The 25,520-nt window shown below is 42.7% G+C and carries 20 protein-coding genes; 11 read left to right on the plus strand and 9 right to left on the minus strand.

Annotated features, from left to right (window positions below; translation table 11 throughout):
• Window positions 1–25 precede the first annotated feature (25 nt).
• Window positions 26–964 (plus strand): LysR family transcriptional regulator, encoded by a 939-nt coding sequence (locus L4D09_RS12940; RefSeq protein WP_428457922.1) that lies wholly within the window; start codon window positions 26–28, stop codon window positions 962–964.
• Between the two features lie 119 nt (window positions 965–1,083).
• On the opposite strand, the gene L4D09_RS12945 is transcribed toward L4D09_RS12940, so the two are convergent.
• From L4D09_RS12945 to L4D09_RS12955, 3 genes are all read right to left on the minus strand, one after another.
• Window positions 1,084–1,398 carry a DUF1330 domain-containing protein gene (locus L4D09_RS12945; protein WP_428457923.1) on the minus strand — a complete coding sequence of 105 codons (315 nt, stop codon included), beginning with the start codon at window positions 1,396–1,398 and terminating at the stop codon, window positions 1,084–1,086.
• A gap of 18 nt (window positions 1,399–1,416) precedes the next feature.
• On the minus strand, window positions 1,417–2,442 hold the full coding sequence (locus L4D09_RS12950) for a zinc-binding alcohol dehydrogenase family protein (protein ID WP_428457924.1): 1,026 nt from the start codon (window positions 2,440–2,442) through the stop codon (window positions 1,417–1,419).
• Between the two features lie 181 nt (window positions 2,443–2,623).
• Complete coding sequence (locus tag L4D09_RS12955; RefSeq protein WP_428457925.1) at window positions 2,624–3,526, minus strand: S1/P1 nuclease; 903 nt, start codon at window positions 3,524–3,526, stop codon at window positions 2,624–2,626.
• A 377-nt stretch (window positions 3,527–3,903) separates the two neighbouring features.
• Between L4D09_RS12955 and L4D09_RS12960 the strand changes: the two genes are divergently transcribed.
• The gene (locus L4D09_RS12960; RefSeq protein ID WP_428457926.1) at window positions 3,904–4,314 is read left to right on the plus strand and encodes an SPOR domain-containing protein; all 411 of its coding nucleotides are present in this window, start codon (window positions 3,904–3,906) and stop codon (window positions 4,312–4,314) included.
• Window positions 4,315–4,377: 63 nt separating this feature from the next.
• On the opposite strand, the gene L4D09_RS12965 is transcribed toward L4D09_RS12960, so the two are convergent.
• Complete coding sequence (locus tag L4D09_RS12965) at window positions 4,378–5,748, minus strand: MATE family efflux transporter (RefSeq protein WP_428457927.1); 1,371 nt, start codon at window positions 5,746–5,748, stop codon at window positions 4,378–4,380.
• A gap of 221 nt (window positions 5,749–5,969) precedes the next feature.
• Here L4D09_RS12965 and L4D09_RS12970 point away from each other — a divergent pair, with 221 nt between their 5' ends.
• The gene (locus L4D09_RS12970; protein ID WP_428457928.1) at window positions 5,970–6,950 is read left to right on the plus strand and encodes a LysR family transcriptional regulator; all 981 of its coding nucleotides are present in this window, start codon (window positions 5,970–5,972) and stop codon (window positions 6,948–6,950) included.
• A 26-nt stretch (window positions 6,951–6,976) separates the two neighbouring features.
• Here L4D09_RS12970 and L4D09_RS12975 read toward each other — a convergent pair whose 3' ends face one another.
• A complete protein-coding gene (locus tag L4D09_RS12975; RefSeq protein WP_428457929.1) occupies window positions 6,977–7,912 on the minus strand; it encodes an electron transfer flavoprotein subunit alpha/FixB family protein in 936 nt (311 codons plus the stop codon).
• The gene (locus L4D09_RS12980; RefSeq protein WP_428457930.1) at window positions 7,909–8,661 is read right to left on the minus strand and encodes an electron transfer flavoprotein subunit beta/FixA family protein; all 753 of its coding nucleotides are present in this window, start codon (window positions 8,659–8,661) and stop codon (window positions 7,909–7,911) included. The genes L4D09_RS12975 and L4D09_RS12980 overlap by 4 nt, the downstream gene beginning before the upstream one ends.
• Window positions 8,662–8,965: 304 nt before the next feature.
• Between L4D09_RS12980 and L4D09_RS12985 the strand changes: the two genes are divergently transcribed.
• A complete protein-coding gene (locus L4D09_RS12985) occupies window positions 8,966–10,627 on the plus strand; it encodes an electron transfer flavoprotein-ubiquinone oxidoreductase (protein WP_428457958.1) in 1,662 nt (553 codons plus the stop codon).
• A gap of 73 nt (window positions 10,628–10,700) precedes the next feature.
• On the opposite strand, the gene L4D09_RS12990 is transcribed toward L4D09_RS12985, so the two are convergent.
• Window positions 10,701–11,162 (minus strand): GNAT family N-acetyltransferase, encoded by a 462-nt coding sequence (locus tag L4D09_RS12990; protein WP_428457931.1) that lies wholly within the window; start codon window positions 11,160–11,162, stop codon window positions 10,701–10,703.
• 88 nt (window positions 11,163–11,250) lie between these two features.
• Window positions 11,251–12,261 (minus strand): 23S rRNA (adenine(1618)-N(6))-methyltransferase RlmF, encoded by a 1,011-nt coding sequence (rlmF, locus tag L4D09_RS12995; RefSeq protein WP_428457932.1) that lies wholly within the window; start codon window positions 12,259–12,261, stop codon window positions 11,251–11,253.
• A 278-nt stretch (window positions 12,262–12,539) separates the two neighbouring features.
• Here rlmF and L4D09_RS13000 point away from each other — a divergent pair, with 278 nt between their 5' ends.
• Genes L4D09_RS13000 through pelG form a run of 7 tightly spaced genes read left to right on the plus strand, consistent with a single transcriptional unit; the run spans window position 12,540 to window position 24,618 of the window.
• A complete protein-coding gene (locus L4D09_RS13000; protein ID WP_428457933.1) occupies window positions 12,540–15,302 on the plus strand; it encodes an endo alpha-1,4 polygalactosaminidase in 2,763 nt (920 codons plus the stop codon).
• Window positions 15,303–15,349: 47 nt separating this feature from the next.
• Entirely contained in the window at window positions 15,350–18,868 is a 3,519-nt protein-coding gene (locus L4D09_RS13005) for a tetratricopeptide repeat protein (protein WP_428457934.1), read from the plus strand.
• Window positions 18,869–18,882: 14 nt separating this feature from the next.
• Entirely contained in the window at window positions 18,883–19,407 is a 525-nt protein-coding gene (locus L4D09_RS13010; RefSeq protein ID WP_428457935.1) for a hypothetical protein, read from the plus strand.
• 38 nt (window positions 19,408–19,445) lie between these two features.
• Entirely contained in the window at window positions 19,446–20,792 is a 1,347-nt protein-coding gene (locus L4D09_RS13015; protein WP_428457936.1) for a PelD GGDEF domain-containing protein, read from the plus strand.
• Complete coding sequence (locus L4D09_RS13020; protein ID WP_428457937.1) at window positions 20,755–21,723, plus strand: tetratricopeptide repeat protein; 969 nt, start codon at window positions 20,755–20,757, stop codon at window positions 21,721–21,723. Before L4D09_RS13015 ends, L4D09_RS13020 begins: the two co-directional genes overlap by 38 nt.
• A complete protein-coding gene (gene pelF / locus L4D09_RS13025; protein ID WP_428457938.1) occupies window positions 21,720–23,264 on the plus strand; it encodes a GT4 family glycosyltransferase PelF in 1,545 nt (514 codons plus the stop codon). The genes L4D09_RS13020 and pelF overlap by 4 nt, the downstream gene beginning before the upstream one ends.
• The gene (pelG, locus tag L4D09_RS13030) at window positions 23,245–24,618 is read left to right on the plus strand and encodes an exopolysaccharide Pel transporter PelG (RefSeq protein ID WP_428457939.1); all 1,374 of its coding nucleotides are present in this window, start codon (window positions 23,245–23,247) and stop codon (window positions 24,616–24,618) included. Before pelF ends, pelG begins: the two co-directional genes overlap by 20 nt.
• Window positions 24,619–24,744: 126 nt before the next feature.
• On the opposite strand, the gene L4D09_RS13035 is transcribed toward pelG, so the two are convergent.
• Entirely contained in the window at window positions 24,745–25,515 is a 771-nt protein-coding gene (locus tag L4D09_RS13035; RefSeq protein WP_428457940.1) for a slipin family protein, read from the minus strand.
• Between the last annotated feature and the right edge of the window lie 5 nt (window positions 25,516–25,520).

Raw genomic sequence — 25,520 nt, forward strand, 5'->3', positions numbered from 1 at the left:
AAGGGTAAATAATCGAGGAAAAACAATGTCCACTAGCAACCAACTCTTATTATTTTTGGATGTTGTACAGCAAGGTTCATTCACCAAAGCAGCAACACTTCACGACATGGATAATTCTTCATTGTCGAAGCAAATCAAAAAATTAGAAGCGACACTCGGTGTACAATTACTCAATCGCTCTACCCGATCGTTTTCTCTGACCTCTGCCGGGGAAGAAATTTTTGAGCAATCGCAAATTTTGCATGACACACTGAATCAAATCCAAAACATTGCAGATTCTTATCAATCAGAGCCAAAAGGGATCTTGCGGATCACTTCTCCCATCTATTTTGGCCAACAGTACCTGCAACCTATTTTATCTCGATTCATGAAAACCTACCCTAATGTTAAAGTGACATTGTCACTAGATGATAAAGTAGCAGATATTATATCCGACCATTTTGACTTGGCTTTTAGGCTTGGCAAACTCAGAGAGTCGAACTTAATCGCAAAAAAAATAGCCGACACCCACTTTGCTCTTATCGCGTCAACGTCGTTTATCGAGCAACATGGAAACCCAGAAACACCGGAAGATCTCATTGCTCTACCCGCTGTTATTTATGGAAACGGTAATGTCACACTGAATCAACTCAACATAAGTGAAACCCCAAATAACCAAAAATTTAAAGATTTTAAAATGGTAGGTAATTATAAAGTCAGTGATGTCAGAACCATGATCGGCGCAGTTAAGGATGGGCTTGGGTACGCCATGGTTGACCTTTCTAACTTAGAGCAACCTATCGATGAACTCGATATGGTACAACTTCTTCCTGACTATACCATTTCAACAATGGACACCGCGATTTACGCCGTTTATCCACATAGAAAGCAAACCATGCTAGTCAAAGAGTTTATTAAGGCAGTACAAGAGCACGTCGGCATGCCTCCACGCTGGGAAAAGAACGTTCCTAATTTCAAGCGCTAACGTATATCAAGGCGAAACAATGGATAACAAAAAGGCGAACTGCATAACAGTCCGCCTTTATAGCGACACCTAAGTACACCGCAGTATGCCTAAGTATTTAATTGTTAATATTTACCAGCCTACTCGCTGGGCATAGCAAATTTATCAACAATAAATGTATTCACGTTCTTGGTGGATGCTAAACGGATCGCCTTTACTTCTGCATACTCAGGATCATCATGCCAAGCCTGCGCAGCGTCACGACTTGGAAATTGAATTATTACTTTCAAATCAGCTTTATCGCCACTGATTTGAATACCATCATTAGTCGCAACAATAAGCTCCCCGCCGTGTTTCGCAATCGTACGTCCTGTTATGTGATTCGAGCCTGGGTTGTACTGTGCGTATAACTCTGCGTCAGTAATGTCATAAGTTACAATAAGAAAAGCTGTCATTTATATATCCTATGTTAGTTAAAAGCCATTCGCTTGCTTGAAACCTTCAAGCACAATTTTACCCTTGGCTTTTTGTGTTTCTAATAATTGATGTGCCTTACGTAAATTCTCGGCGTTAATCATGCCAAAATGATCACCGACAGTTGTCTTCAATCGACCTGCATCAATTAAAGCAGCAGCATCATTCAATAGATCATGCTGAGCTTGCATATCTTCTGTTTGAAAAATTGAACGTGTAAACATCAATTCCCAATGAACAGACACCGACTTTGTTTTAAAAGGCATAATGTCTAATTTTTCTGGGTCATCGATAAGTGAAAATTTACCCTGCGGTTTAATCACTTTTTCAATATCAACAAGGTGCTGGTCAGTATTATTCAGGCTGACAACATAATCTACTTCAGGCAATTGCTTATCTGCAAACTCTTCGCTCAATGGGTTTCGGTGATTAATAATATGGTCGGCCCCCAAATCCTCTAACCATGAAATCGTTTCAGGGCGAGATGCTGTCGCAATAACGTCAAGCTTGGTCAATTGTTTAAGCAGTTGAACCATGATTGAACCAACCCCTCCAGCCGCGCCAATCACTAAAATACGCTTACTCGCATCGTCTTTTTTAACCTGTAAACGGTCAAACAACAACTCCCAAGCGGTTATTGTTGTGAGTGGCAATGCAGCCGCTTCACTGAATGATAAAGAATTTGGCATATGCCCAACAATACGCTCATCAACCAATTGAAACTGTGCATTACTCCCTGAGCGAGTAATGTCACCGGCATACCATACTTTATCGCCAGGCTTAAATAATGAGACATTTTCGCCTACCGATTTCACGATCCCAGCGGCATCAAACCCGAGAACTTTCCACTCACCTTCAGGGGGTGACATACCTTGCCGAACTTTATAATCTACAGGGTTTACAGAAATGGCTTTAACTTCAACTAACACATCACGGCCAGTTGCCGTTGGTATTTCCAGTTCTATATCTTGTAGTGATAATTCATTTGATACAGGAAGGTTTTGTTGATAACCAATTGCTTTCATGATTTGCCTCACACCGTTAATGACGTTGAACTGCGCTTCGCTAAGAATCGTGTCGATGAGGCTTATACTGCAGGGTTTCAGGCTATTGAAAAAGAGCCAGAAAAGCCAATCATTATGGAATAATTAATCCATAATGATTGGAGCATTTGGGATTTAATACCAATCTGGATAAGTAATTGATCTACTTTTCAGCAAAGGCTGCATTAAGCTCGTCGGCTAAACGGTAGCCTGCCTGAGATAAACGCTGCTTCACGTACTTAGTACCTTGGCTATAATGTGCCTCTGATGGTGTGCTATCAATTTCGACGCTATAACCAAAGTCAGCCAGCTGATAACTTTCTTCAAGCCATAATTCAACATTGGCAGTTGCCCCTAGGTCAAACGACTCTTTCGGGTTTATTGCTTGTAACTGTTTCGCTAGTTCATGAATGTTATACGGCGTGTCTAAAAAGCCCATACCGCTATCCCATAAATGATGAAGATCTTTTTGTGGAATATTTAACGTATGCTTGTTTGCGCCAAGATCAGTCACACACTCGGTTTTACTTAAACTCTGAGAAATAGAGTGCATTGGCTGATGGGAATCACCCGCGACATGACTCATAAACATTAAACTCGCCGCTTGAGGATTTTGTTTAAAGTCTTCATATAAGTAGTTTGCGACAAGCTTAATATTCGGAATATGTACAAAATCACACTGGCTAGTTGCTGGGTATGCTTGATTGATATAATGCCAAGCACCTGTTGTTTTCTCATCCCACTGATTCAGCGTCGCTGGAATAGACTCATCCATTGACTGCCAAACATCAACAGCTGGAACTTTACGAATTAAATCGGGCACCATTGCCAGCTTGGCAAATTGGCTAGCCCCTTCAAAGCTGTCCATTTTGTCTTGAATATCTTTGGGTAACGACAAATAAGCCTTGCTTGCTAACACATCAACTTGCTTTTGAGCCGTTGAGTTAAGGTTCTGGTATGCAATCTCAGCGACCGTCACATGACCTTGGTAATTCCACGCATGAGCTGCACTAGGCAGCAACATCAATGCCGCAACGGCTGATGCAACAATATTTTTCTTGCTCACAATTATCTCATTTACATTTTGTTACAGGATGGCGTAATTAGGCATTCCGAAATCTATTTCGTCAAATAGAACCGTGAAAAAAAGCGATTATTCATTCACGCACTCGCTTGTCTGGCTACATCGCACGCAATATTCCCTTTACAAATAATATAGACCCCAGTATTACGAACCAATCAGGGCATACATATCATTCTTTTTCATAGTGTATCCATTTATTAAAACGATGAAATTTCGAACAAAAACTGCTGCGATAACCAGCAAACAGATCACAACAAGGCATTTAGCTGCATCAATAACTTATCCATATTGATAAACTTGCCGCTTATACCAATTAAAGAATTTCAACCAATCTTAAACGGACTTTTGGGAGATATTTAGTGCAAAAGATATTTGCTTTTCTGGCTGCTCTACTATTAGCCGGTTGTTCAACAACAGAAAACACACATACACAAAGTGAATGTATTGGCGCAATGACGTCAGAGCAAGCCTATGGCCACCTGAACCCTGATCGTTTTACCATTCAAGTGCTAGCGCTCACCGAAGAGCGACAAGTGGATGTGAAAAACTACATTCATCATATTGAAGGCCAACAGCCAATTTGGGTTAACTGGAAAAAAAGTCAGGGTTACCGCTGGTATGCCGTGATATACGGTGATTTCGAGACTAAAGACGAAGCGAGAGCCGTTATTGAAAAGCTACCCAATGCGGTTCGCCAGCAAGGGCCTTTTGTTCGTAGTTTTGCTGATGTACAAAGTGACAAACAAACAGACGTATTCCGCCTTCGTTAACCTCTCTACAAAACACAAAAAACCCCTGATTGTGAACACAATCAGGGGTTTTCCTTTCTATTGTTATGTCATCACCACAGCTTCTTCATCAACACTTGGAGCTTCAACTTGCTCAAGCTTTTTCAGGTGGCGCATTAGAATAATAACCAGCATAACGCCTGTTGCCGCTAAACCAATCGCGAGTCCAGCCCAAACACCTTCAAGTCCCATAAACTTCATTAGAAGCCATGCTGAAGGGAAACCAATTAGCCAGTAACCTATAACCGTTGAGATAGTCGGTGCCACAACCACTTTCATGCCACGAAGAATACTAATGGCCGCTAGCTGCCATGCATCGACCACGAAGCACATTGCCACCATAATCATGACACTTGGTAACGCAGTAACTAACTCTGATGCTAACGCATCCCCTTCGATACTAAAGACCTGAGTCAAAAACTCGGGCCATGCACTCAGCATCACGCCAATCACGGCACTGGTCGATGTCACCATGATTAAACCTAGCTTGGCATATCGTTTAACAAGGCCGATCTCGTTACGCCCAAAATGCTGACTGACTAAAATAGAGGCCGCCTGAGAAAAACCAAACGCTATATTCCACGATAAATTCAAACATTGCATCGCAATTTGATGGATAGCTAAAGATACAGCGCCTAACGTACCAGCCAGTAAGACGGCACCAGAAAACAAGGTATGTTCAAGCATAGTGGCAATCATAATCGGCACACCGATACCCAAAAGCGGAATCATTGTACCTAGCTTGTACTCATGTAACTGCTTAAACGGGTTATAGATACGATATTTATCCCGTGTAAATACCCAGTAAGCATAACCTACCATAATAATCGAAGCCGCTAGCGAAGTACCATAGCCCAGACCAGCCAAACCCATACCCCAATGGAAAGCAAGTAAATAACTTAATGGTACATTCAGCACGACTGTTGCCAATGACATCACCATAACTGAGCGAGTATCACCAAATGCACTGACTAAACTACGTAAAACCAGCAACATTAGCGTTGGAAACATTGACCACTTTAGCGCATCCATATAAACCATGGCGAGTGCTACGGCCTCTGGGTCTTGATTGGCCATTAGCAAAAAGTCATGCATCAAGAAGAAAACAGGCTGTAACGCCACCGTTAAAATTAGCGCCAATAAAATCCCCCCTTTTAGTGATGAGCGAACCTCAGCATTACCTTCTTCAGGGTGATTTAATTTCTTACCGTAAGCGATAGCAATTAAGTTGGCTACGCAACCGACGGTACTTCCAGCAAGAATAAAGACGATTGAATAAACCGTAGCCCCGAGCCCACCTCCAGCGATAGAGAGGATACTTAACTGAGCCATCATCCAAACATCAGTAAACATCAGTAATTGGGCCACCAACTGAGAAACAATCAGCGGCACAGCCAAATAGATCAACTTCTTCATTTTTATTCCTATAAATCAGCCAGTTACATCGTGAGAAATCAAACCATTGAGAGAGTCAACCAGGCTGAGTAAACATTCAGATGAGTGCTGCGAGATAATCAATAACTTATAGCGCTAATTTATTGCGAATTGAATTGTGATTCAAACGACATTTATAGTACATTGGCATTCATAAAACTCATGCTAATGTCGATTACATAGTATTCAGGAAAGGTAAATTCATGAGAAAAAGGCATGCACTTCTTCCCTCTTCATTTAATGGAATGAAGGTTTTTGAGTCAGCAGCTCGGCACTTAAGTTTTACCTTGGCTGCAGAAGAGCTAAATGTCACGCAAAGTGCCGTAAGCAGACAGATCCGTCAACTTGAGCAACACTTTGATTTTCCGTTGTTTAACCGCCTTCATCGTGCGCTAGAGCTAACACCTCAAGGTAAAGAAATTGCACAGCTGCTTACACGCCAATACAGCGAGCTAAATCATACCGTTAATCAACTAAAAGCCCAAGAAAGCAGCACACTGAGAGTAAGGGTCGCGATGAGTTTTGCCGTTCGCTGGCTGATCCCGCGCTTACATTCCTTTAAGGCACGCTACCCAGAGTTAGATATAGTGCTATCTTCAAGCATGAGCTTAAACAGCGAAGAAGTACGCTTAGAAGATGACGATTTCGATATCGCCATATATAACATGCTAGTTGATCCGTACAAACGGACTAAAGATCACTTTATCCGCAAAGAGTACCTTGCCCCAGTCTACTCTGAGCACTTAACAGAAGATGCAAGCAAACCTTTAACGGTTGAGGAGCTGCTGAGTTATCCACGACTACACCCAACCGCCGACAAAGCAGATTGGCATGTATGGCTCAAGCAATATGGTATGCAGCCGCACACTAATAAAAGTACAACGGGCAACCAACCTGAAATAATTTTTAATACCTTAGATATGGCACTAACATCGTGTATGGCAGGACAAGGCGTCACTATCACTGACTTAATGCTTGTGGTGCATGAACTCAAGCAAAGCTATTTAAAGCTGCCTGAGTCCGCCATCATTCTTTCGACAAGTCCTTGGGAGTACTATTACCAAACAGCAACAGAAAGTGACGCGGTCACGAGCTTTGTGTCGTGGTTAATGGAAGAGCAACTGGAAGACCAAAGCCAGCTCCTTGCTATGGCAAAAGAGCATGGCTGGCAAATAAAAGATTAGCGTTACTTTACTTAGCTAAGTAAAGCTTAAAGAGACTCGATTAACTCTGGCAATATTTCAAATAGGTCCCCTACCAAGCTGTAGTCTGCTATCTGAAAAATAGGGGCATCGGGATCACTATTAATAGCAACAATGACTTTCGAGTCTTTCATACCAGCCAAATGCTGAATCGCGCCTGAGATACCAACAGCAATGTATAGCTCTGGGGCGACGATTTTACCTGTTTGACCAACCTGCATATCATTAGATACAAAGCCAGCATCAACCGCCGCTCGCGATGCGCCAACCGCACCACCCATTTTATCGGCTAATTGCTCAACCAAGGCAAAACTTTCTTTATTCGCTAATCCGCGTCCACCAGATACAACAACCCGAGCAGCCGTTAGCTCAGGGCGTTCACTTTGCACTTGTTCAAGTCTAACAAACGTCGTGTATTCATTAACAATAACCTGCTCAACCGTGACAACCTCGGCATAATTAGTATCATTCGCGGTGGCTACAGCTGAAAATGAGGATGAACGCACCGTTATTAGCTTTATTGGATCTAACGATTGCACTCGTGCTAAAGCATTACCGGCATAGATTGGACGAACAACGATATCGTCACTTTCAATCAAAATGACATCAGAGAGTAAGCCAACGTCAAGCAAAGCTGCTACACGTGGTAAAAGATTTTTCCCAAAAGTCGTCGCTGGCGTAAGGATATGGCTATAAGACGCCGCAAGCTCTGCAACCAGATCTGACTCATTCTCAGCCAGCTGGTGCTGGTAACACGAATGATCAGCAACCAATACACGGGTAACCCCTTCAGCCTTTGCGACGGACTGTACTACCTCGTCGCACTGATACCCCATCACAAGCACATCAATAGGAGCCCCAATCGCTTTTGCCGCCCCAATCGTTTTTAGTGTCTCGGTCGCTAAACGTTGATTATCATGCTCAGCAATAATTAATGTCTTCATTCGATCACCTTCGCTTGATTTCTCAGTTTATCTACCAGCTCACTCACTGAATTAACTTGTATACCCGCCTCTCTCACTGGCGGTGGCATCACAGACAAAACCTGCTGATGGGCTCTTAAGTTGACCCCGAGATCTATCAATGGGATGACATCAAGCGGCTTTTTTTTAGCTTTCATGATATTAGGCAAAGAAGCATAACGAGGTTCATTCAAGCGAAGATCGGTACTAATAACGGCTGGAGATGACAAAGCGATGGTTTCTAATCCACCATCGACTTCTTTAGTAACATTGACAACGTCACCATTAATACCTATCGAAGAGGCGAAAGTCGCCAACGAGCAACGCATTAAAGCAGACAACATTTGTGGCACTTGGTTGTTATCGGAGTCAATAGACTGCTTACCGAGTAGAACTAGCTGAGGCTGCTCTTTTTCAACCAAGGCATTCAGTAACTTTGCGACCATTAATGGTTCCAGCTCGCTATCACCCTCAATATGAATCGCCCTATCGGCCCCCAAGGCTAATGCTGTTCGGAGCTGCTCTTGGCAAGATGAATCGCCAATTGATACAACAACAACCTCATCAACATGACCCGCCTCTTTAAGTCGAACAACCTCTTCGACGGCAATTTCACAAAATGGGTTCATTGCCATTTTGACATTACTTTTCTCTACACCAGAGCCGTCAGATTTAACCCTGACTTTGACATAAGGATCGATAACACGTTTAACTGCGACAAGTACCTTCACAAGCATTTCCTTTTAAAAAGACACGCTGACAATAGTGATATCAAACGAGCGGAACTCATTAAAACAAAACGTATAACAATCTAGGTAAGACGGCATATCAATGATGCCAAAGCAAAAATCACGAGCTTATAATTATTGATATGAGTATTGAGTAATGTCAGCTTGTGTCTGAAATTTGCAGCATACTTTCAGCCTAGCTGAGTTTACGTTTACGTCAACTGGACTATATTAATACCAAACACAGCATAAAACTTGTGAAGCGATAAAGGGCATTTCAATGCATTCAGAGCAAGCAAGAGAAAGCATGAATTATGATGTTGTCATTGTTGGCGCAGGCCCCGCAGGGCTATCGACGGCTTGCCGACTTATGCAACTGGCCAATGAGCATGATAAAAAACTCTCAGTGTGTGTCGTTGAAAAAGGCGCTGAGGTCGGGGCACATATTCTCTCTGGGGCCATATTTGAACATAAGGCTCTCGATGAATTATTCCCTGATTGGGAAAGAATGGGCGCTCCGCTGCACACTGTTGTTTCGGAAGATAAGTTTTGTTACCTAACGAACCACCTTAATTACCTTAATCTAACCGACGCCCCCTTACCTGATAGTATGCAAAATGTAGGCAATTTTGCGATAAGCCTCGGCCAGCTCTGTCGTTGGTTAGCACAGCAAGCCGAACAACTTGGCGTTGAAATTTATTCAGGTTTTGCTGCCGCTGAAGTACTGTATACCCCGCAAAAACAAGTCTGTGGCATTGCCACCAACGATATGGGTAGAGATAAGCACGGTGAACCCAAAGATAACTTTGAACCAGGGATCAATCTTTACGCTAAATACACTATTTTTGCCGAAGGTGCTCGCGGCCACCTTGGTAAACAACTTATCAATGCCTTCCACTTAGATCATGGGAAGCAGCCTCAACACTATGCTTTAGGATTTAAAGAACTCTGGGATATTCCCAAAGAACAACATCAACCGGGTTTGGTTATCCACGGTGTGGGATGGCCACTAAATCAGACGAATACCCATGGTGGCAGTTTTCTCTACCACCTTGAAGACAACCAAGTTGCCATTGGCTTGATTGTTGACCTTAATTATCACAATCCGTATCTCAGCCCGTTTGATGAATTTCAGCAAATGAAGCATCACCCACTTTTTAGCCAGTACCTATTAGGGGGGCATCGCGTGGCTTATGGTGCCAGAGCCATCGCTAAAGGTGGCTTATCATCACTACCAAGGCAGCAATTCCCAGGCGGCGTTTTAGTCGGCTGTGATGCGGGTACGCTAAATATGGCAAAAATAAAAGGCAGCCACACCGCAATGAAATCAGGCATGATTGCAGCAGAAGCCGTTTTTGAAGAATTAGTACAAGGGCTAAGCCATACAACGCCTGGTTATGATCGCCTTTTTTCACAATCTTGGTTATACCAAGAGCTATATGACGCTAGGAACTTTGGGGCCGAGATCCACAAATTTGGCCAAATAACCGGAGGGGCTTTGGCTACTTTAGAGCAGCAATGGTGCAATCAATCTTGGCTGAAAAAGTTAGGCAGACAACCCAAAATTCCTTGGACAGTCACAGATCAACAACCGGACTATTCGTGCCTGAAGCCATTAAGTGAATGTGAGCCCATTGCTTACCCCAAGCCCGATGCCATACTCAGCTTCGATAAACCTTCATCGGTATATTTATCCGGCACCCAGCATGAAGAAGATCAACCATGTCATCTAAAATTGGCAGACCAGACCATTCCCATTAATCAGCATTTGGATCTGTATGATGAGCCAAGCCAACGATACTGCCCAGCAGGCGTGTACGAGATAGTGAGCGTTAATGAAAAGAAAAAATTACAGATTAATGCGGCTAACTGTGTACATTGTAAGGCTTGTGATATTAAAGACCCCTCACAAAATATAACGTGGGTAGCACCAGAAGGTGGTGGAGGGCCTAAATACCCGAACATGTAAGCATTCAAAGTAGCCAAATAGATTTTTCACCTGATCCGGTAATTACGGACCAGGTGAAAATAATACACTCTCGCTATAACCCTAATTCTAGTCTCGGACCAATTTCCTTAAAGCCTTGCTGCTTATAAAACGCCAGTGTTTTAGCCCATCGAGGTTGAGCCGGTGCTCCCACTTCAAGAAACGGCCAGCCTTGCTCGCTTGAAAAGAGTTTCACAGCTTCAATGAGTTGTGCCCCAATATTTTGAGAGCGATACTGAGGCAAAATATAAAGTTCGATAACTTCACCAAATGAGCCATTTGCATATATCGCCTTTTTCTCACATAGCGTAATAATACCGAGCGTTTTTCCACCGTCTTGGGCTTGAAAGGCCCAGAACCCCGTCGACGTCAACAACGACTGCGCAGACTGGATAAATTCCAATTCCACAAGGTGTTCACTGTCATCAGGCCACAGTTCTTTTTCCATTGCAAAGACAAAGCGGCCGACAATTTCTGCATTATTTTTATTTACTTGGGTGATTGATAATTTACTCATAACATTGCTATATCAAATTAACACTCAATAATTATCCAACAATACTGCGCAAAGAAAAGATAGTTACTATCGCTATTAAAGATAATAGTTAACGCCAACGCTCTTCTCGCCACTCTTGCTGTTGCTCTTTACTCAAGAAGGTCCAAGCAACAACGCGAGTCAATTTTTGACCTTGTGTCATATCAATAGTTTTAACCTCAACGGCTCCAACTGTTTTAAGCTGCTTGTAAATAGCGGCTAAATTGTCTTTTTTCGAGACAAGCGTGGTAAACCAAAAACACTGCTGCGCTTTATCGACACTCTGATTAATCATCCGCTTGATAAAAGCAACTTCACCACCTGGGCACCAAAGCTCAGCGTTCTGCCCCCCGAAATTCAGCACAGGCTTATTAGTTGAACTGTTTTTATGGAGAACTGGTTCCGCTTTAGTGCCCTTTTTCTTCGCGTTGGCATTCAGGTTTTTCACTTTACGCGCACTACCGGCGGTAGCTTCTTCTGCCGAGGCATGAAATGGCGGGTTACAAAGCGTGAAATCAAACAAATCATCGTCGTTAATCATACCCGTGAAAATATGATCTTGGTTCTTCTGCAAACGGCACTGAATACCACCCGCAAGCGATTTGTTCGAGGAGGCAATAAACTTCGCTGACTTGATAGAAAGCGGGTCAATATCCGATGCCACAAAACGCCAGCCATATACACTATGGCCAATAATAGGATAAACACAGTTTGCACCAGCGCCAATATCTAAGCCTCGTACATATCTGCCTTTTGGAATGACGCCTTCATTTTTGCTAGCAAGTAAATCAGCGAGGTAATGTAAATAATCAGCACGACCAGGAATTGGTGGGCACAAATAACCCGCTGGAATATCCCAATATTGGACATTATAAAAATGACTTAACAACGCTTTATTCAATACTTTTACAGCCTCTGGATTGGTAAAGTCCACCGACATATCACCAAATTTATTTCGAGCAACAAACGGTGATAATTCAGGGCAGCTTGCTGTTAATGCATCAAAGTCATAACGCTCTCGGTGAGGATTGCGAGGATGAAGCCCTTTTTGGGGCGCTTTGGCTGTTTTGTTTGCTGTCATTGTACCAATCACTATCAATTAATGGACTACATAGTCCTTCTTAACAACAATTTTACTCGATAACCCTTCTTACCACAGTACAAAAAGCCATCATTTGACTAGCTTCACTTGTAATAGCTCCCTTTTAAGAAGTGCTCATTACTTAAAAGTCACAAAGTACATCAAATAACTGATAAGCATTTACAATTTAATAGCATTTTCATTGCTTTATGCTTACTATGGAATATCAAGAGTAACAAAATATTAAGATGCAACCATTGCAATAAAGGACCGACGCTATGAGGCATAAAGTACACGTTATTTTAGCTACTTTATTATTAATGTTGCCGCTTTTCGCCCAAGCTAAAGTGCCAAACTCTATTGCCTTTTACTATAACGATATCGATTCTGTTCGTGAAATCATGAGCTTTGAACGTGTCGTCGTAAGTCCCTCACTCATCAGTGAGCAACAGATTTCAACATTACATAACGCTGATACTCAAGTTTTTGCCTACCTCAGTATCGGCGAGTTTGACGGCCAGACACTGCCAGAAACTCTAAAGAACAAATCCCCGCTCGTGAATGAAAACTGGCAAAGCTATGTCATGGATTTAACCGCACCTGAGTGGCAAAACCACATCCAAGAACAAGCATCTCAGCTAATGGAGAAAGGCTTCGATGGTCTATTTTTAGACACCCTTGATAGCTACACATTATTTGCTAAAGACGAACACTCACGACAACTTCAACAGCAGGCACTCACCAATATTTTGAGTGAACTTAATCGCTCAAAGTCCTCTCCTCTGCTAATTTTTAACCGTGGTTTTGAAATAATCGATAACCTCAATTTCAAGCCTTATGCCGTTGTTGCCGAATCGCTATACCACCAATATGAACCCCTAGCGAATAGCTACCAAGATGTAAAAGCCACTGATACCGAATGGCTTTCAAGCAAGCTAAATACTGTAAAACAACAAGGTATTGAAGCCATTGTTATTGATTATTTACCAGCCTCAGATCGCAACGCCCAGCAACGAGCTGCACAGCAACTACTTGAGGCTGGCTTTACACCGTATATCAGTGACGGATTACTCTATGAAATTGGAGTGAGTACCATTGTTCCTGTCGCTAAACGCGTTCTTGGCTTTTACGACAGTCAGCTTGGTGGTATGACAACATCTGCATGCCATCGTATGATGTCAATGCCATTTGAATATCATGGCTATGTGCCAGAATGTAACGATATCCGAAATACTCAATTTGATAAGATTGACCTCAGTCGTTACGCTACCATTTTCTTTTGGCTAGAAGATATTTCATATCAACAATCGCCTCAGTTGCAGCAATGGATTAATAAAACCATTGGTCACCGTCAGATGTTATTTGTTAATACTCTTCCTACTGATAACGCAATCTTACAAAAATTGGGGATCACGAATAATGGAACACTTTCAGGTCAAGTAAAGATCACTAAAGGGCAACAATGGCTAAAAGATTATTATCCCGCTTCATTTAGCCAATTTGAAACCCATCAACGATGGCTCGCTACAGATGTTTCTGTTTCATCTCTTATTGAAGTTACAGATGAAACCGGTGCACAATCAACATTACTTTTTAAAGGGCCATGGGGAGGAGCWGTTCTGTCTCCATACCCAATACAAAGCCTTGCCAATGGTTCTGAAACTTGGCTGTTTGATCCATTTCGCTTGATTGACGAAACCCTAGCTTTACCCAAAATCCCAGCGGCTGATGCAACCACAGAATCAGGTTTACGCATATTAACGAGCCATGTCGACGGTGACGGTTTCCCATCCAGAGCATGGTTCCCGGGAAAGCCATATACTGCTGAAGTGCTGCTAGAGCATGTATTCAAAAAATACCCCCTTCCTCAAACAGTGTCTGTAATTGAAGGCGAAATAGGTAAGCGAGGGCTATACCCTGAACAAAGTGAAAAAATGGAGGCTATTGCGCGGGAAATTTTTTCATTACCCAATATAGAATTAGCTTCGCATACTTTTAGCCATCCTTTTTTCTGGGATATGAACAAAGATATTCAAGAAAAGCAATATGGCGATCATTTACCGATACCTGGGTATACCCTTGACTATCATAATGAAATTGTGGGTAGTACTAACTATATAAACAATACATTGGCTCCTGATGGTAAACGCTCAAAACTAATATTGTGGTCAGGCAGGGCCGACCCAGACGAAGATATTTTAGCCATTGCAGAGCAAGCTAACTTACTGAATGTTAATGGTGGTAACACTTATGTCGTAGGGGGTGGAAATAATTATATCTCGAAGGATATTCGTAATTTTACACAAGTCTCTCCAACGATCACTTGGTACCCCAGCGCTGTTCATGTTTATGCTCCCGTATTAAACGAAAATTTATACACCAATTTATGGACGGAGCATCATGATGGCTATGGACGGGCTGTAGAAACCTTCGAAATACTCGGCAGTCCACGCCGGCTTAAAACAATTAGTATTTATTACCATATGTATTCCGGCGAATATCCAGCTTCGCTCAAGGGGTTACTCAATGTTTACGACTGGGCAATGAAACAACCAACAACCCCACTCTACCTAAGCGAATATGCACAGCGGGCACGTACACTGTATGAAACAGGCTTAGCAAAAACATTCGATGGGCGCTGGCAAATTACCTCATCTGGAGTACGTAGTATCCGAGTCCCTAACAGCCTTGGTTATCCAGACATCACCAATATTGCAGGCTGGAACCAAGGCCCTGATGGCCGTTACCTCATACTTAACCATGCACGAGCAACGGTGGGCATGAGTAATAAACCAGTATCTGGACTACGTTTAAAAAGTGCTAATGGGCAATTATTAGAATGGCAAACCAATGGTGAAAAAATCACATGGTCACTAAAAAGTCATTTACCGTTAAAAATGGAAATATCAGGAACAGCAGGTTGTACGGTTCTATCTGGGGATAAACTCCGTCAATCAATAACAGGGAAAAAAACAGTGCAACTATCATCCAATAAGGACGGGGTTTTATCAGGTACGCTACGCTGTAAGTTAAGCATTTAGATACCATATTTCAGGAGCGGTAAACAAAGAAGGAATTTTCGATTAGCATGGCTGTAGATCACAACAATAAAAATAAGCCACCTCGGATACGCTTGGTTAACAGGTCAACCCTTGTCGTCTTGATGCTCACCTCATTATGGGCATTGTGGTTAGTTGCGCCTACAAAATCAATGTTGATCCAGCTGATTGAACGCTCTTCATCCCCCGATGTTTCATTAGCCTTCTTAAAAGAACTCTACATTCGAGACCCAGACAGCCGCGATATTGTTAAGCAAATCATTGATAACTATTATAGTCTTGGTCAACTAGATGACGCGGTAAACCTACTAGAGACCATTCTGAAAAATGAACGTGGTGAAAATGACTGGGAGGCATTGAGCCAATACCTTTCAATGCTATTAGAACAATCTTTCCAAATGGATGACGACGCTAAACAAAAAGCCACACAGCAAATACTTAACCTACTCGATAATATTGATTATATTCCAGATGCCGAATTTGCCAGGCAATATGCTGACGCTGCGATCTCGCTTTCACAGCCAAGCAAAGGGTTTGATCTTTTATATCCTCATTTAAAAAGTGGTGAAACCAGCTACCAAGAACTTATCTCACTGGCATTACAAAATGCCGATTACGATAACTCCCTAAAGCTCCAGCTTGATGCCTTTCGCGAATTCGAAACGCTTGAACATGCTAATGCACTATTCGCCCTTATGGTAGCGGCCTATCAACCGCAATTAAGTCGTGACTTCATTACCGCCTATCAAGGTAAATTAGCTAATGATCCCGAATACCTTGAAGCATCGATTGAAAATGCCAAACAGCTTGGGCAACTTGATCTGGCTATAATCCAATCACTGAAATTGATCGATATCGCCCCTAGCCTCACCCTTTATCAAACGACATCAAACAGTGCCATTGCTGTTGGTAACTACCCTTTAGCCATAAACCTACTAACGTCAGCAATAGCGATTGGAAACGAGAAGTATGACCTTATCACTCTGCATAAAGTTTACCGTTGGCAGAATGATATTAAAAATGCTCAAAAGACCAGCTTAAAGCTACTCGAACACACCCCATCGGAAACGCAGCTACGCAATGGTATCGACGAATCTAAGGCGTTAGGCGATATTTATTATGAAGCAGTCTTTTATGAACAACTAGTCGCGAATAATCAAATCACGAACAAAGAATATAACGATTGGCTCAATGCAACAGAGAAAGCGCAAGGAACACACGTTGCTTTAAAAAGTATCAAACGTCTTGCCGCAATGCGACCAAATGACGCTGACTTAATCAGCCATAAAGCTCGCTTATATAGCTACCAAAGCAATCACACTGCTGTCATTAGGCAATGGAAAAAATTACAACGCATACGCAAGCCATCGTTTATTGAAGCAGAACGTTTTGCTAACGCTTATATAATGAATAACGAGCCTAAATTGGCATTGAATACACTGACAGCACCTAATAACTGGCTAAGTGCTGATGAAGATTACCTTGAGGCCGTCTCGTCATTGGCTTGGGAAACCAGTAACAGGCCACTATCACAAGTATCTCAAGAACAATTAGTGGCATTATCGAGTGATAACCTTGATGCTTACCGCTATATCAACACCCTATCACCCCTTACCAACGAAAAGCTTGAACATATTGCTAAACTCTATGGGGAGACAAAAAATCAGCAACTTTTACTTCAAACCCTTCAGGCGATTGATGGACGAAATGATACTACATACCTAGAGCGCCTATTAGCACTAACGGCTAACGACCCCGCGGTGTATAACAGTCTTGATATTCTGGTTTACCGAGCAAAACTCGCACAACAAAAGCAGCAACCTGAACAAGCGAAATCGCTATACCAAGCCATTTTACAACAAGCACCCAATAACACATTAGCCGTAAATGGCGTGTTATGGCTAAGCATTAACAATAATGACCTTGAGACTCTCGACGTACTATATCGTCGATATAAAACCCCACTTTCAGGTAATAGTGCATTTTGGTTAACTTTTGCGAGCGCCAGTCAGTTATTAATGCTTCCTAAAGAGGCAAGCCACTGGTATAAGCAAATTCTGCTAAATGATGATACACCCAATGTCTCTGTTATTCTTAATTACGCTGCTCTACTCGAGCAACAAGAGCAGGGAGAAACGGCTTATCAACTACGTCGCTATGTTGCCAGAAACATGAGTGATGAATTGCTAGCTCTCGAGCAAGGCGATATATCGTATCGCTCATTAGTTAGCTTGTTTATGGGAGAGCGTTTTGCCCAAACACTCGTGGAAGGAAATGCATTAGCAGATCCAAGTAACGCTTATACTGCAGAGCTTTTTCAGTATTATCTGGCCAACAATCAGGCAGACAATATACTACTTTGGCAACAACGTTCTGCGCTTGGAGAATATAAGCTACCTGATTGGCAACAACTCTCTTTGGCTATCCAGCAAAAAGATCGCCAAACGATGGAACGCTTATTAGCGACATCAATGAAGCTACCACCAGCCGATCGTAACCTTGCGTATCAATTAACAGGGCAACACCAAAAAGCCTGGCAGCAAGGTCAAGATGAATTAGGCCAACTTGCCGATAAGCAAGCCGAAGAACAACTCCGTCGTATTCATGTTAATCAACATCCAAATAAAACCCATAGTATTCGTAGCCAAGTTAAGCAAATCAGCCAATGGGATATTACCCGTTTTAGCCTTGACTACTATGCACCTCATCATGACGGTTATTGGCGATTAGGCAGTGACATCCAAAGCTCAGGTACACCCGATTTATTTGAAGGAAGCAGCATTGAAGATGAGTACCGCCTGAGAGGTAAATACCAATACCAGCTTATTGAAAGCTTCTGGAGTATTGGATTTGATTTAGCCGATGGCCAAGGTGACCAACGCATAGGTATTAATGCAAATTATCAATTTACGATTGATGACTATTGGCAGGCAGGTGTGAAATTTGGCCTAAATAATCATCTTGAGGCCAGTGAGTTAATGACAACCTCTGGGCAAGAGAACATTCTCGGCTTTAATCTTAACTACCAACCCACGGCTCGTGAATCCGTTGTGTTCCAATTCAACTTACATGATCTTTCAACTCGCTTTGGCGATGATATCGGCACAGGTTGGGATTTCAATCTTCGTGTCGCTGAAAGATTCTTCTTTGCCGATCCTGCATGGCAGATTTACGGTGATATTAGCATGCAGAAAGTTAACCTGAGCGACAAACCACTAGATGGCATTAACCGCTGGCACCAAGGAACAAACACCCTAACCAGTGGGGACTTCATTGCCGATGAATATCAGAGAATTGCATTAGGTCAGCGCGTGTGGCATGGCGAGCCTGGTAGACCTGGGGCAACCGTACCATCACCTCGGTATTGGTTTGACAGCTCCCTGGGTTACAACGTCACTAGCAGTAACATGGATATCACCCTTAGTGCTGGTCTAGGTTGGCGCGTAGTTGGTAATGATGAGCTATACCTCAGTGCTGACTGGCAGAGCCAAGACAGAAACGGCGATGAATCTCTGAACCTTAACATCGGCTATTACTACAGTTTTTAACAAGGAAACGTATGATGAAACGAGCATTAATTCTAGCAACCACCCTCACCTTAAGTGCTTGTAGCAGCTATCAAGTGCCAGACAGCCAGCACTTTTCAGCAGAGAGTTCTTGGGCCGTTATGCCAATGACCAATAACTCCAGCACGCCATTGGCAGCAGAAAAGGCAGAAAATATCCTCAATGCTCAACTGTATGCAAAAGGCATCAATGCCCAAATGTACCCAGCTTCTGCAACGAACGATCTCAAAAGCATTTTGGATAACAGTGTAAAGCAACAGCAAGCCCAAGCTTGGTTAGCAACCCAGCCCATTGATTTTATAATTACCGGCTCAGTCGAAGAATGGCATTACAAGAGTGGACTTGATGGTGAGCCTGCCGTAGGGATCACACTCGAAGTAAAATCAGCGAAAAGCGGTACAACCTACTGGCGTGCAACAGGAACAAGAGGCGGCTGGGGGCGAGAAAGCGTCAGTGGTACAGGGCATATAGTGATCGATGAACTCCTTGATGGATTAAATATCGCACCTGCTCAAGAATAACCATATTACTGTACCAATGTGTGATTAGGGAGTACGCCATGAGTAAGTTATTGAATAAAGATATAATAACAGGCTTTAAGAAAAGCAGCTTTAACTGGTTAGAAACTGTTGTTGTTGCTGCACTATCAATTTATGTCTGGGTTCAATCAGATTCATTGGCACCGACATCAACTGAACATAACTTTTTCTGGCCTCTTTTCGGCCCATTACTTATCGCTCTCCGCTATGGTTTTGCCAAAGGTTTTATCTGTGCCCTACTAACAGCAGCAGGGTTAGCCAGTATTATGAATATGACTGGACATATCGAGTATTACCCGCTTTCTTTAGCTGTTGGTATGATCATGGTTGCGATGATTGCTGGTGAATTTCAAGATTACTGGTACAACATTAATCGTAAGCACATTCTCGACCATCAGTACATGAACCAGAAGCTCGACAGCTTTACGCAAAATTATCATCTCTTAAAGGTTTCGCATGACCAGCTAGAGCAACGAACTGCAGGTCAAACCGTCAGCTTACGTTCGAGTATTAGTTCGCTACACAACATTGCCACAAAGCATGCAGATAAGCGTCTTGAACATCTGGGTCACCCTTTCTTAAATTTATTAGCTGACATTGGCGGTATAGAAGTCGCGGGGATCTATAGCGTTAATCAAGATAAGGTATTACCGCATGCGCATGCAACGTTAGGGGATTATCATCAGCTCGTTAGTAACGATCCAATGCTGCAAGACATGCTCGATACTAAAAAATTGCTTTCACCCGCAAAATTGGCTGCGAACCAAACCCATAAATCACGCTACCAACTTTGTATCCCACTGCTTGATACACATGGCCGACTTCAAGCCGCCGTCATCGCAGAAAGTGCCAAATTTTTCATGCTCACTCCTGCAAATGTCGCACTGTTATCGCTAGTTGCCAATCATGCAGCCGATTTACTTTGTGATGAAATCATCACTCCAATATTACAGCCAAACCAAAGTGATTTATTCCTGAGTTACGTAAAGCGCGCTAGATATAATAAACGACACTATGGCGCTGACAGTTCATTGGTTGTTTGTATCGATAGCCAGAAAAAACATAAAGCCACGTTAGATAGCATTGTAAATTACCGACGAGGTGCCGATGTATATTGGTCTTGCCACTCTAAAGACGGGCACCCAGCACTGGCTGTATTACTACCATTAACATCGGCTTTTGATGCTCAACATTATATCAAACGCTTACAGGAACTACTGAAAGAACAACTCGGCGATACTACGGTAGATATTGATATTTTAGGCCCACTCTCTCTCACAAAAAATAACAGCGAGATAAAGCAACTCATGGATGAACTAGGAGCTTATGATGAAAGTCTGGCTGATATTACAGACGATCGCATTTGAAAGTGCTAGTTTCTATCTAGTATTTGATAAAGCGATGACCCCAGCACTTTGGCTTGCCTTTTTTGTAAGTCACGCAGTGGCCTGCGCCAGTTTTACCGCACTAAGTTGGATGCTTTTACCCAAAAAATATAAAACACCATTTTTCAGCTCAGTAAGCTTTCTCTTCTTCTTCAATTATTTTTTACCATTAATTGGTATGATTGGTACTGCATCGTCATTACTTATCGCACTATATCTACCACGAAAGCAAAACCAAGTAACATGGGAAGAGTGCGAAAAGTCACCATTACCACAAAGCCCCGGTGATGGTGGAAACACTCAGTTTGGCACTGGTGCATTACGCGAAATACTCCTTCATAACGGTAATCCAGAAAGACGCTTACTGGCCGTTGGTGCCATTCGCTATCTACCTCGGCAACATGCCGTGCCACTACTTCAACTCGCACTAAAAGACCTAACAGATGATGTACGCTTGCTAGCCTACGCCTCGTTAGAAGGCATTGAAACTCAAATCAATGAATCTCTTTCTCTGTTTAAGAAACAGTTAAAAAATAAACCAACAGCAATTAAAGCTTATGAAGTTGCACAGCAATATTGGGAACTGTGCTATCTCGGCATTGCTGAAGGTATTCTACGAAAACACTACCTCGAACAGGCCGAAGAATATCTGATTCAATCGAGTCAATTACAAGACTCAGCATCAACAAATTTATTAATGGGACGCGTGCTTCTTCAGCAGCACCGTCCAGAAGAAGCTGTCAGTCACCTACAAAAAGCCTTGAATGGCGGACTATTGGTCAAACAGGTTGCTCCTTACCTCGCAGAGGCGGCCTATATTTGTGGTGATTACCAAACAGCCAAGCAATACATTGCCTATTTTCCTGAGATGAAAGGCGAAAAACTTAGCCAAATTAAGGAGTACTGGGCATGACTCAACACCAATTCAATAAACTGCCTGATGGCGAAGAAGTCGATATTTGCTTATTACTCGAAGGCACCTACCCGTATGTACGGGGCGGCGTATCAAGTTGGGTCCACCAAATTATTAGTGGCCTACCCGAGTTTACATTTCACCTCATTTTCCTTGGTGGGCATCCAGACTTTTATGGTGACATGGCCTACGAGTTTCCTGATAACGTTGTTGGCTTTGAAGTCCACTATCTATTATCCGATAAAGGCCACCTTAAGCCTTCGCCTCGAACCGGTAAAAATAAACTATTCCGAGCATGGGGATCCTTTTTATCGTTCTTTGAAAAAAGTAAGCACCCTATTCCTGACGATTTACTGGTGGATGTCTCTGATTTCCTTGGTAAGGATGGGCAGCTCACACTGAGTGATTTCCTTTATAGTCGTTCATCATGGGATGTACTAACTGAACGCTATCTAACCTCAGCAAACAAGCAGTCTTTTGTTGATTATTTTTGGACTTACCGAAACATCTACCAACCTTTGTTTATACTGGCAAAAATTTCTCAAAACCTACCTAATGCCAAAGCATTTCACAGTGTTTCAACTGGCTATGCCGGGTTTCTTGGAGCAATGTGTCACCAAAATACCGAGCGCCCATTTTTACTCACTGAACATGGCATATACACCAAAGAACGAAAAATCGATTTAGCTCAAGCCAGCTGGATAAAAGATAGGCATAGTCTTATTGATATAAGTATGCATAAAGGCATGGATTTAACGCGTAAAACATGGATTCGCTTTTTCGAGCAGCTGGGTTTATCGGCTTATCACCAAGCTGACAAGATTGTTGCGCTATTTGAGGGCAACCGCCAGCGGCAGCATACCGATGGCGCCCCCAGTGACAAAACACAAGTGATAGTTAATGGGATCAATACCCAACGTTTTCATGCCGCTTATGAACAGCGGCCAGATACGCCCCCGTTAGTTGTAGGGCTAGTTGGACGTATCGTACCAATCAAAGACATTAAAACCTTTATTCGAACTATACGTGGTGCCGTTGAAACCATACCAACACTTGAAGGATGGTTAATTGGCCCTGCTGAAGAAGACCCAGACTATGTACACGAGTGTGAGCTACTCATTGAAAGCCTTGGCCTAACCGAAAATATTAAATTACTGGGTAGCCAAAATGTCGCGGAGATCATGCCCAAACTTGGAGTAATGATGCTGACCTCGATCAGCGAAGCCCAGCCTTTAGTGTTACTGGAAGCAATGGCGGCAGGTATCCCCTGTATAGCGACGGAGGTCGGTGCTTGTCGTGAAATTATTGATGGTGCCGCAGGTGAAGATGCGACAATCGGGTCGGCAGGTGAAATCATTCCCATCGCGAGCCCGATAGAAGGTGCTGAAGCCATCGTGAAAGTACTTAGCAACCGTGAAGCATGGCTTAACGCTGGTGATATTGGTAAAGAACGGGTAACTCGTTATTACGATGAAGAAATGATGTACGGCTCGTATCGTCAACTTTATAAGGAGGCAACCTGTGGCAGGGATTGGATTTGAACTTAGGAAAATCCTAAAAAAGAACTCATTACTTTCAATGCTGGAAGCTTATGGGTTAGCAGGACTGATCAGCTCTGGGCCATGGGTACTGTCCATTTTAGCATTGCTCGCCATAGGCTTGATCAGTATTGGGGTTGTTTTCCCAACTTATGTCATCGTGCAATTTTTGGTCATTGTTACCTACCTGATGGCTGGGTCACTCATCATTAGCGGATTGTTCCAGCTACTACTTACCCGTTTTATTTCAGACTTACTCTTTGCTGAACAAGAACACCGTATTGTCCCTAACTTACTCGGTTCCATGTTAGTGACCAGTGCGATTGCTGCCGTCATAGGCGGGGGCATTTTAGCCATTTGCCATACATTAAGCCCTCCAGTTAAAATTACTATTTTTACCTCTTTGGTTTTACTGTGTAATCAGTGGCTAATTATAATCTTCCTCAGTGGAATGAAAGAGTATTACCGGATATTCTTTACGATGATGGCCAGTTATGGACTCATGGTTATCTTTAGTTTAACTCTGCCATCTTTCGGTCTACTCGGGCTTATGGTGATCTTCACTGTATGCCAAGCCCTACTCACATTTGCATTTTTATATCACGTTATTAGGGACTTCCCCGCAAACCAGTTGGTTTCGTTCGAGTTTCTCAACCATAAAAAGACATTCTTCTCACTCATATTCTGTGGATTTCTCTATAACCTCGGAGTTTGGCTCGACAAGTTTGTTTTTTGGTTTAGAGCAGAAACATCACACCAAGTTGTCGATGTATTTCGAGCATCCTACATCTATGACTTACCCATTTTTATCGCCTATCTTGCTATTGTCCCAGGCATGGCTGTATTTATGCTGCGGATGGAAACCGACTTTTCTGACGCATGCCTGAAGTTTTATGATGCAGTACGTGAAGGGGCAACACTCGATTCTATTTACTTACTCAAAGATAAAATGGTACTGGCCTGTCAGCAAAGTATCTATGAAATATTCAAAGTACAAGGGCTAACACTTGCCCTGCTTATCCTTTGGGCTGAAGATATTTTGCTCGCGTTAGATATTGATCTCGCTTACTTACACTTGTTTTATGTTGACTTGGTGGGGGTGAGTTTGCAGGTACTTGTCATGTCGATACTAAATGTCATGTACTATCTCGATAAACGCTATTCCGCTTTGGCCTTAACTGCGCTGATGGCTATTGGCAACTTTACTTTGGCACATGTCAGTATTGACCTTGGTCCAGTATTCTACGGTTATGGGTTTGCCACTACCATGCTGGTAACGACCATTATTGGGCTCATTATGCTTGATAGCCAATTTGAAGATCTCGAGTACCAAACTTTCATGCTTCAGCGTTCATAATCTGGATAACAATATAATAAAATCTATTCAGCTCGCTTAACAAAATAAAACAGCCACCGACATTTCTTCGGTGGCTGCTATAAGCTAGCGTTCATTGAAGATTATTGAATCGTTTAGCCACACCTATCACATCTTTTTCTGCTCGGTTGTCCCCATCATCCCAGTCACTTTTTCGACCAAATCGATAGGCATAGGGAAAACAACGGTTGAGGTTCGCTCATTGGCAATTTCTGTTAGTGTTTGCATATAACGTAACTGAACCGCATTGGGTGCTTTATTTAATACTTCAGCGGCTTCACGGAGCTTTTCAGAAGCCTCGAGTTCACCGGTAGCGTGAATAACTTTGGCTCGCCGAGAACGTTCAGCCTCAGCTTGACGGGCTAACGCCCGCACCATACTATCATCAAGATCTACGTGTTTTATCTCAACATTGGCGATTTTTATCCCCCAATTATCAGTATGCTGATCAAGGATAAGCTGTAAGTCTTTATTCAATTCTTCACGAGCTGACAATAATTCATCGAGTTCATGTTGCCCCAACACTGAACGCAGCGTGGTTTGCGATAATTGGCTAGTCGCTTCTAAGTAATTCTCAACATTATTAATTGCCATTTTAGGGTCAACTACACGGAAATAAACCACTGCATTAACCTTAACCGAAACGTTATCACGAGTGATTAAATCTTGGGTTGGCACATCTAATACTATGGTTCGTAAATCAACTCTCACCATTTGTTGAATTATCGGAACGATAATGATCAAACCAGGGCCTTTCACTTGGTAAAAACGCCCTAACAAAAACACCACAGCTCGCTCATATTCGCGAAGCACCTTGAACATACTGGCGATTAACACCACCACCAGTACAATGATTGTTGCCAAAGAATAAGTAATCATATTTA

Origin of the sequence: Photobacterium makurazakiensis, from assembly GCF_050336715.1 — a bacterium.
In the GTDB taxonomy this organism is placed as follows: domain Bacteria; phylum Pseudomonadota; class Gammaproteobacteria; order Enterobacterales; family Vibrionaceae; genus Photobacterium; species Photobacterium makurazakiensis.

Coding starts and splice junctions, on each gene's coding strand:
- L4D09_RS12940 (WP_428457922.1), top strand. CDS start 26: ATGTCCACTAGCAACCAACTCTTATTATTTTTGGATGTTGTACAGCAA.
- L4D09_RS12945 (WP_428457923.1), bottom strand. CDS start 1,398: ATGACAGCTTTTCTTATTGTAACTTATGACATTACTGACGCAGAGTTA.
- L4D09_RS12950 (WP_428457924.1), bottom strand. CDS start 2,442: ATGAAAGCAATTGGTTATCAACAAAACCTTCCTGTATCAAATGAATTA.
- L4D09_RS12965 (WP_428457927.1), bottom strand. CDS start 5,748: ATGAAGAAGTTGATCTATTTGGCTGTGCCGCTGATTGTTTCTCAGTTG.
- L4D09_RS12970 (WP_428457928.1), top strand. CDS start 5,970: ATGAGAAAAAGGCATGCACTTCTTCCCTCTTCATTTAATGGAATGAAG.
- L4D09_RS12975 (WP_428457929.1), bottom strand. CDS start 7,912: ATGAAGACATTAATTATTGCTGAGCATGATAATCAACGTTTAGCGACC.
- L4D09_RS12985 (WP_428457958.1), top strand. CDS start 8,966: ATGAATTATGATGTTGTCATTGTTGGCGCAGGCCCCGCAGGGCTATCG.
- L4D09_RS12990 (WP_428457931.1), bottom strand. CDS start 11,162: ATGAGTAAATTATCAATCACCCAAGTAAATAAAAATAATGCAGAAATT.
- rlmF (WP_428457932.1), bottom strand. CDS start 12,261: ATGACAGCAAACAAAACAGCCAAAGCGCCCCAAAAAGGGCTTCATCCT.
- L4D09_RS13005 (WP_428457934.1), top strand. CDS start 15,350: ATGGCTGTAGATCACAACAATAAAAATAAGCCACCTCGGATACGCTTG.
- L4D09_RS13010 (WP_428457935.1), top strand. CDS start 18,883: ATGAAACGAGCATTAATTCTAGCAACCACCCTCACCTTAAGTGCTTGT.
- L4D09_RS13015 (WP_428457936.1), top strand. CDS start 19,446: ATGAGTAAGTTATTGAATAAAGATATAATAACAGGCTTTAAGAAAAGC.
- L4D09_RS13020 (WP_428457937.1), top strand. CDS start 20,755: ATGAAAGTCTGGCTGATATTACAGACGATCGCATTTGAAAGTGCTAGT.
- pelF (WP_428457938.1), top strand. CDS start 21,720: ATGACTCAACACCAATTCAATAAACTGCCTGATGGCGAAGAAGTCGAT.
- L4D09_RS13035 (WP_428457940.1), bottom strand. CDS start 25,515: ATGATTACTTATTCTTTGGCAACAATCATTGTACTGGTGGTGGTGTTA.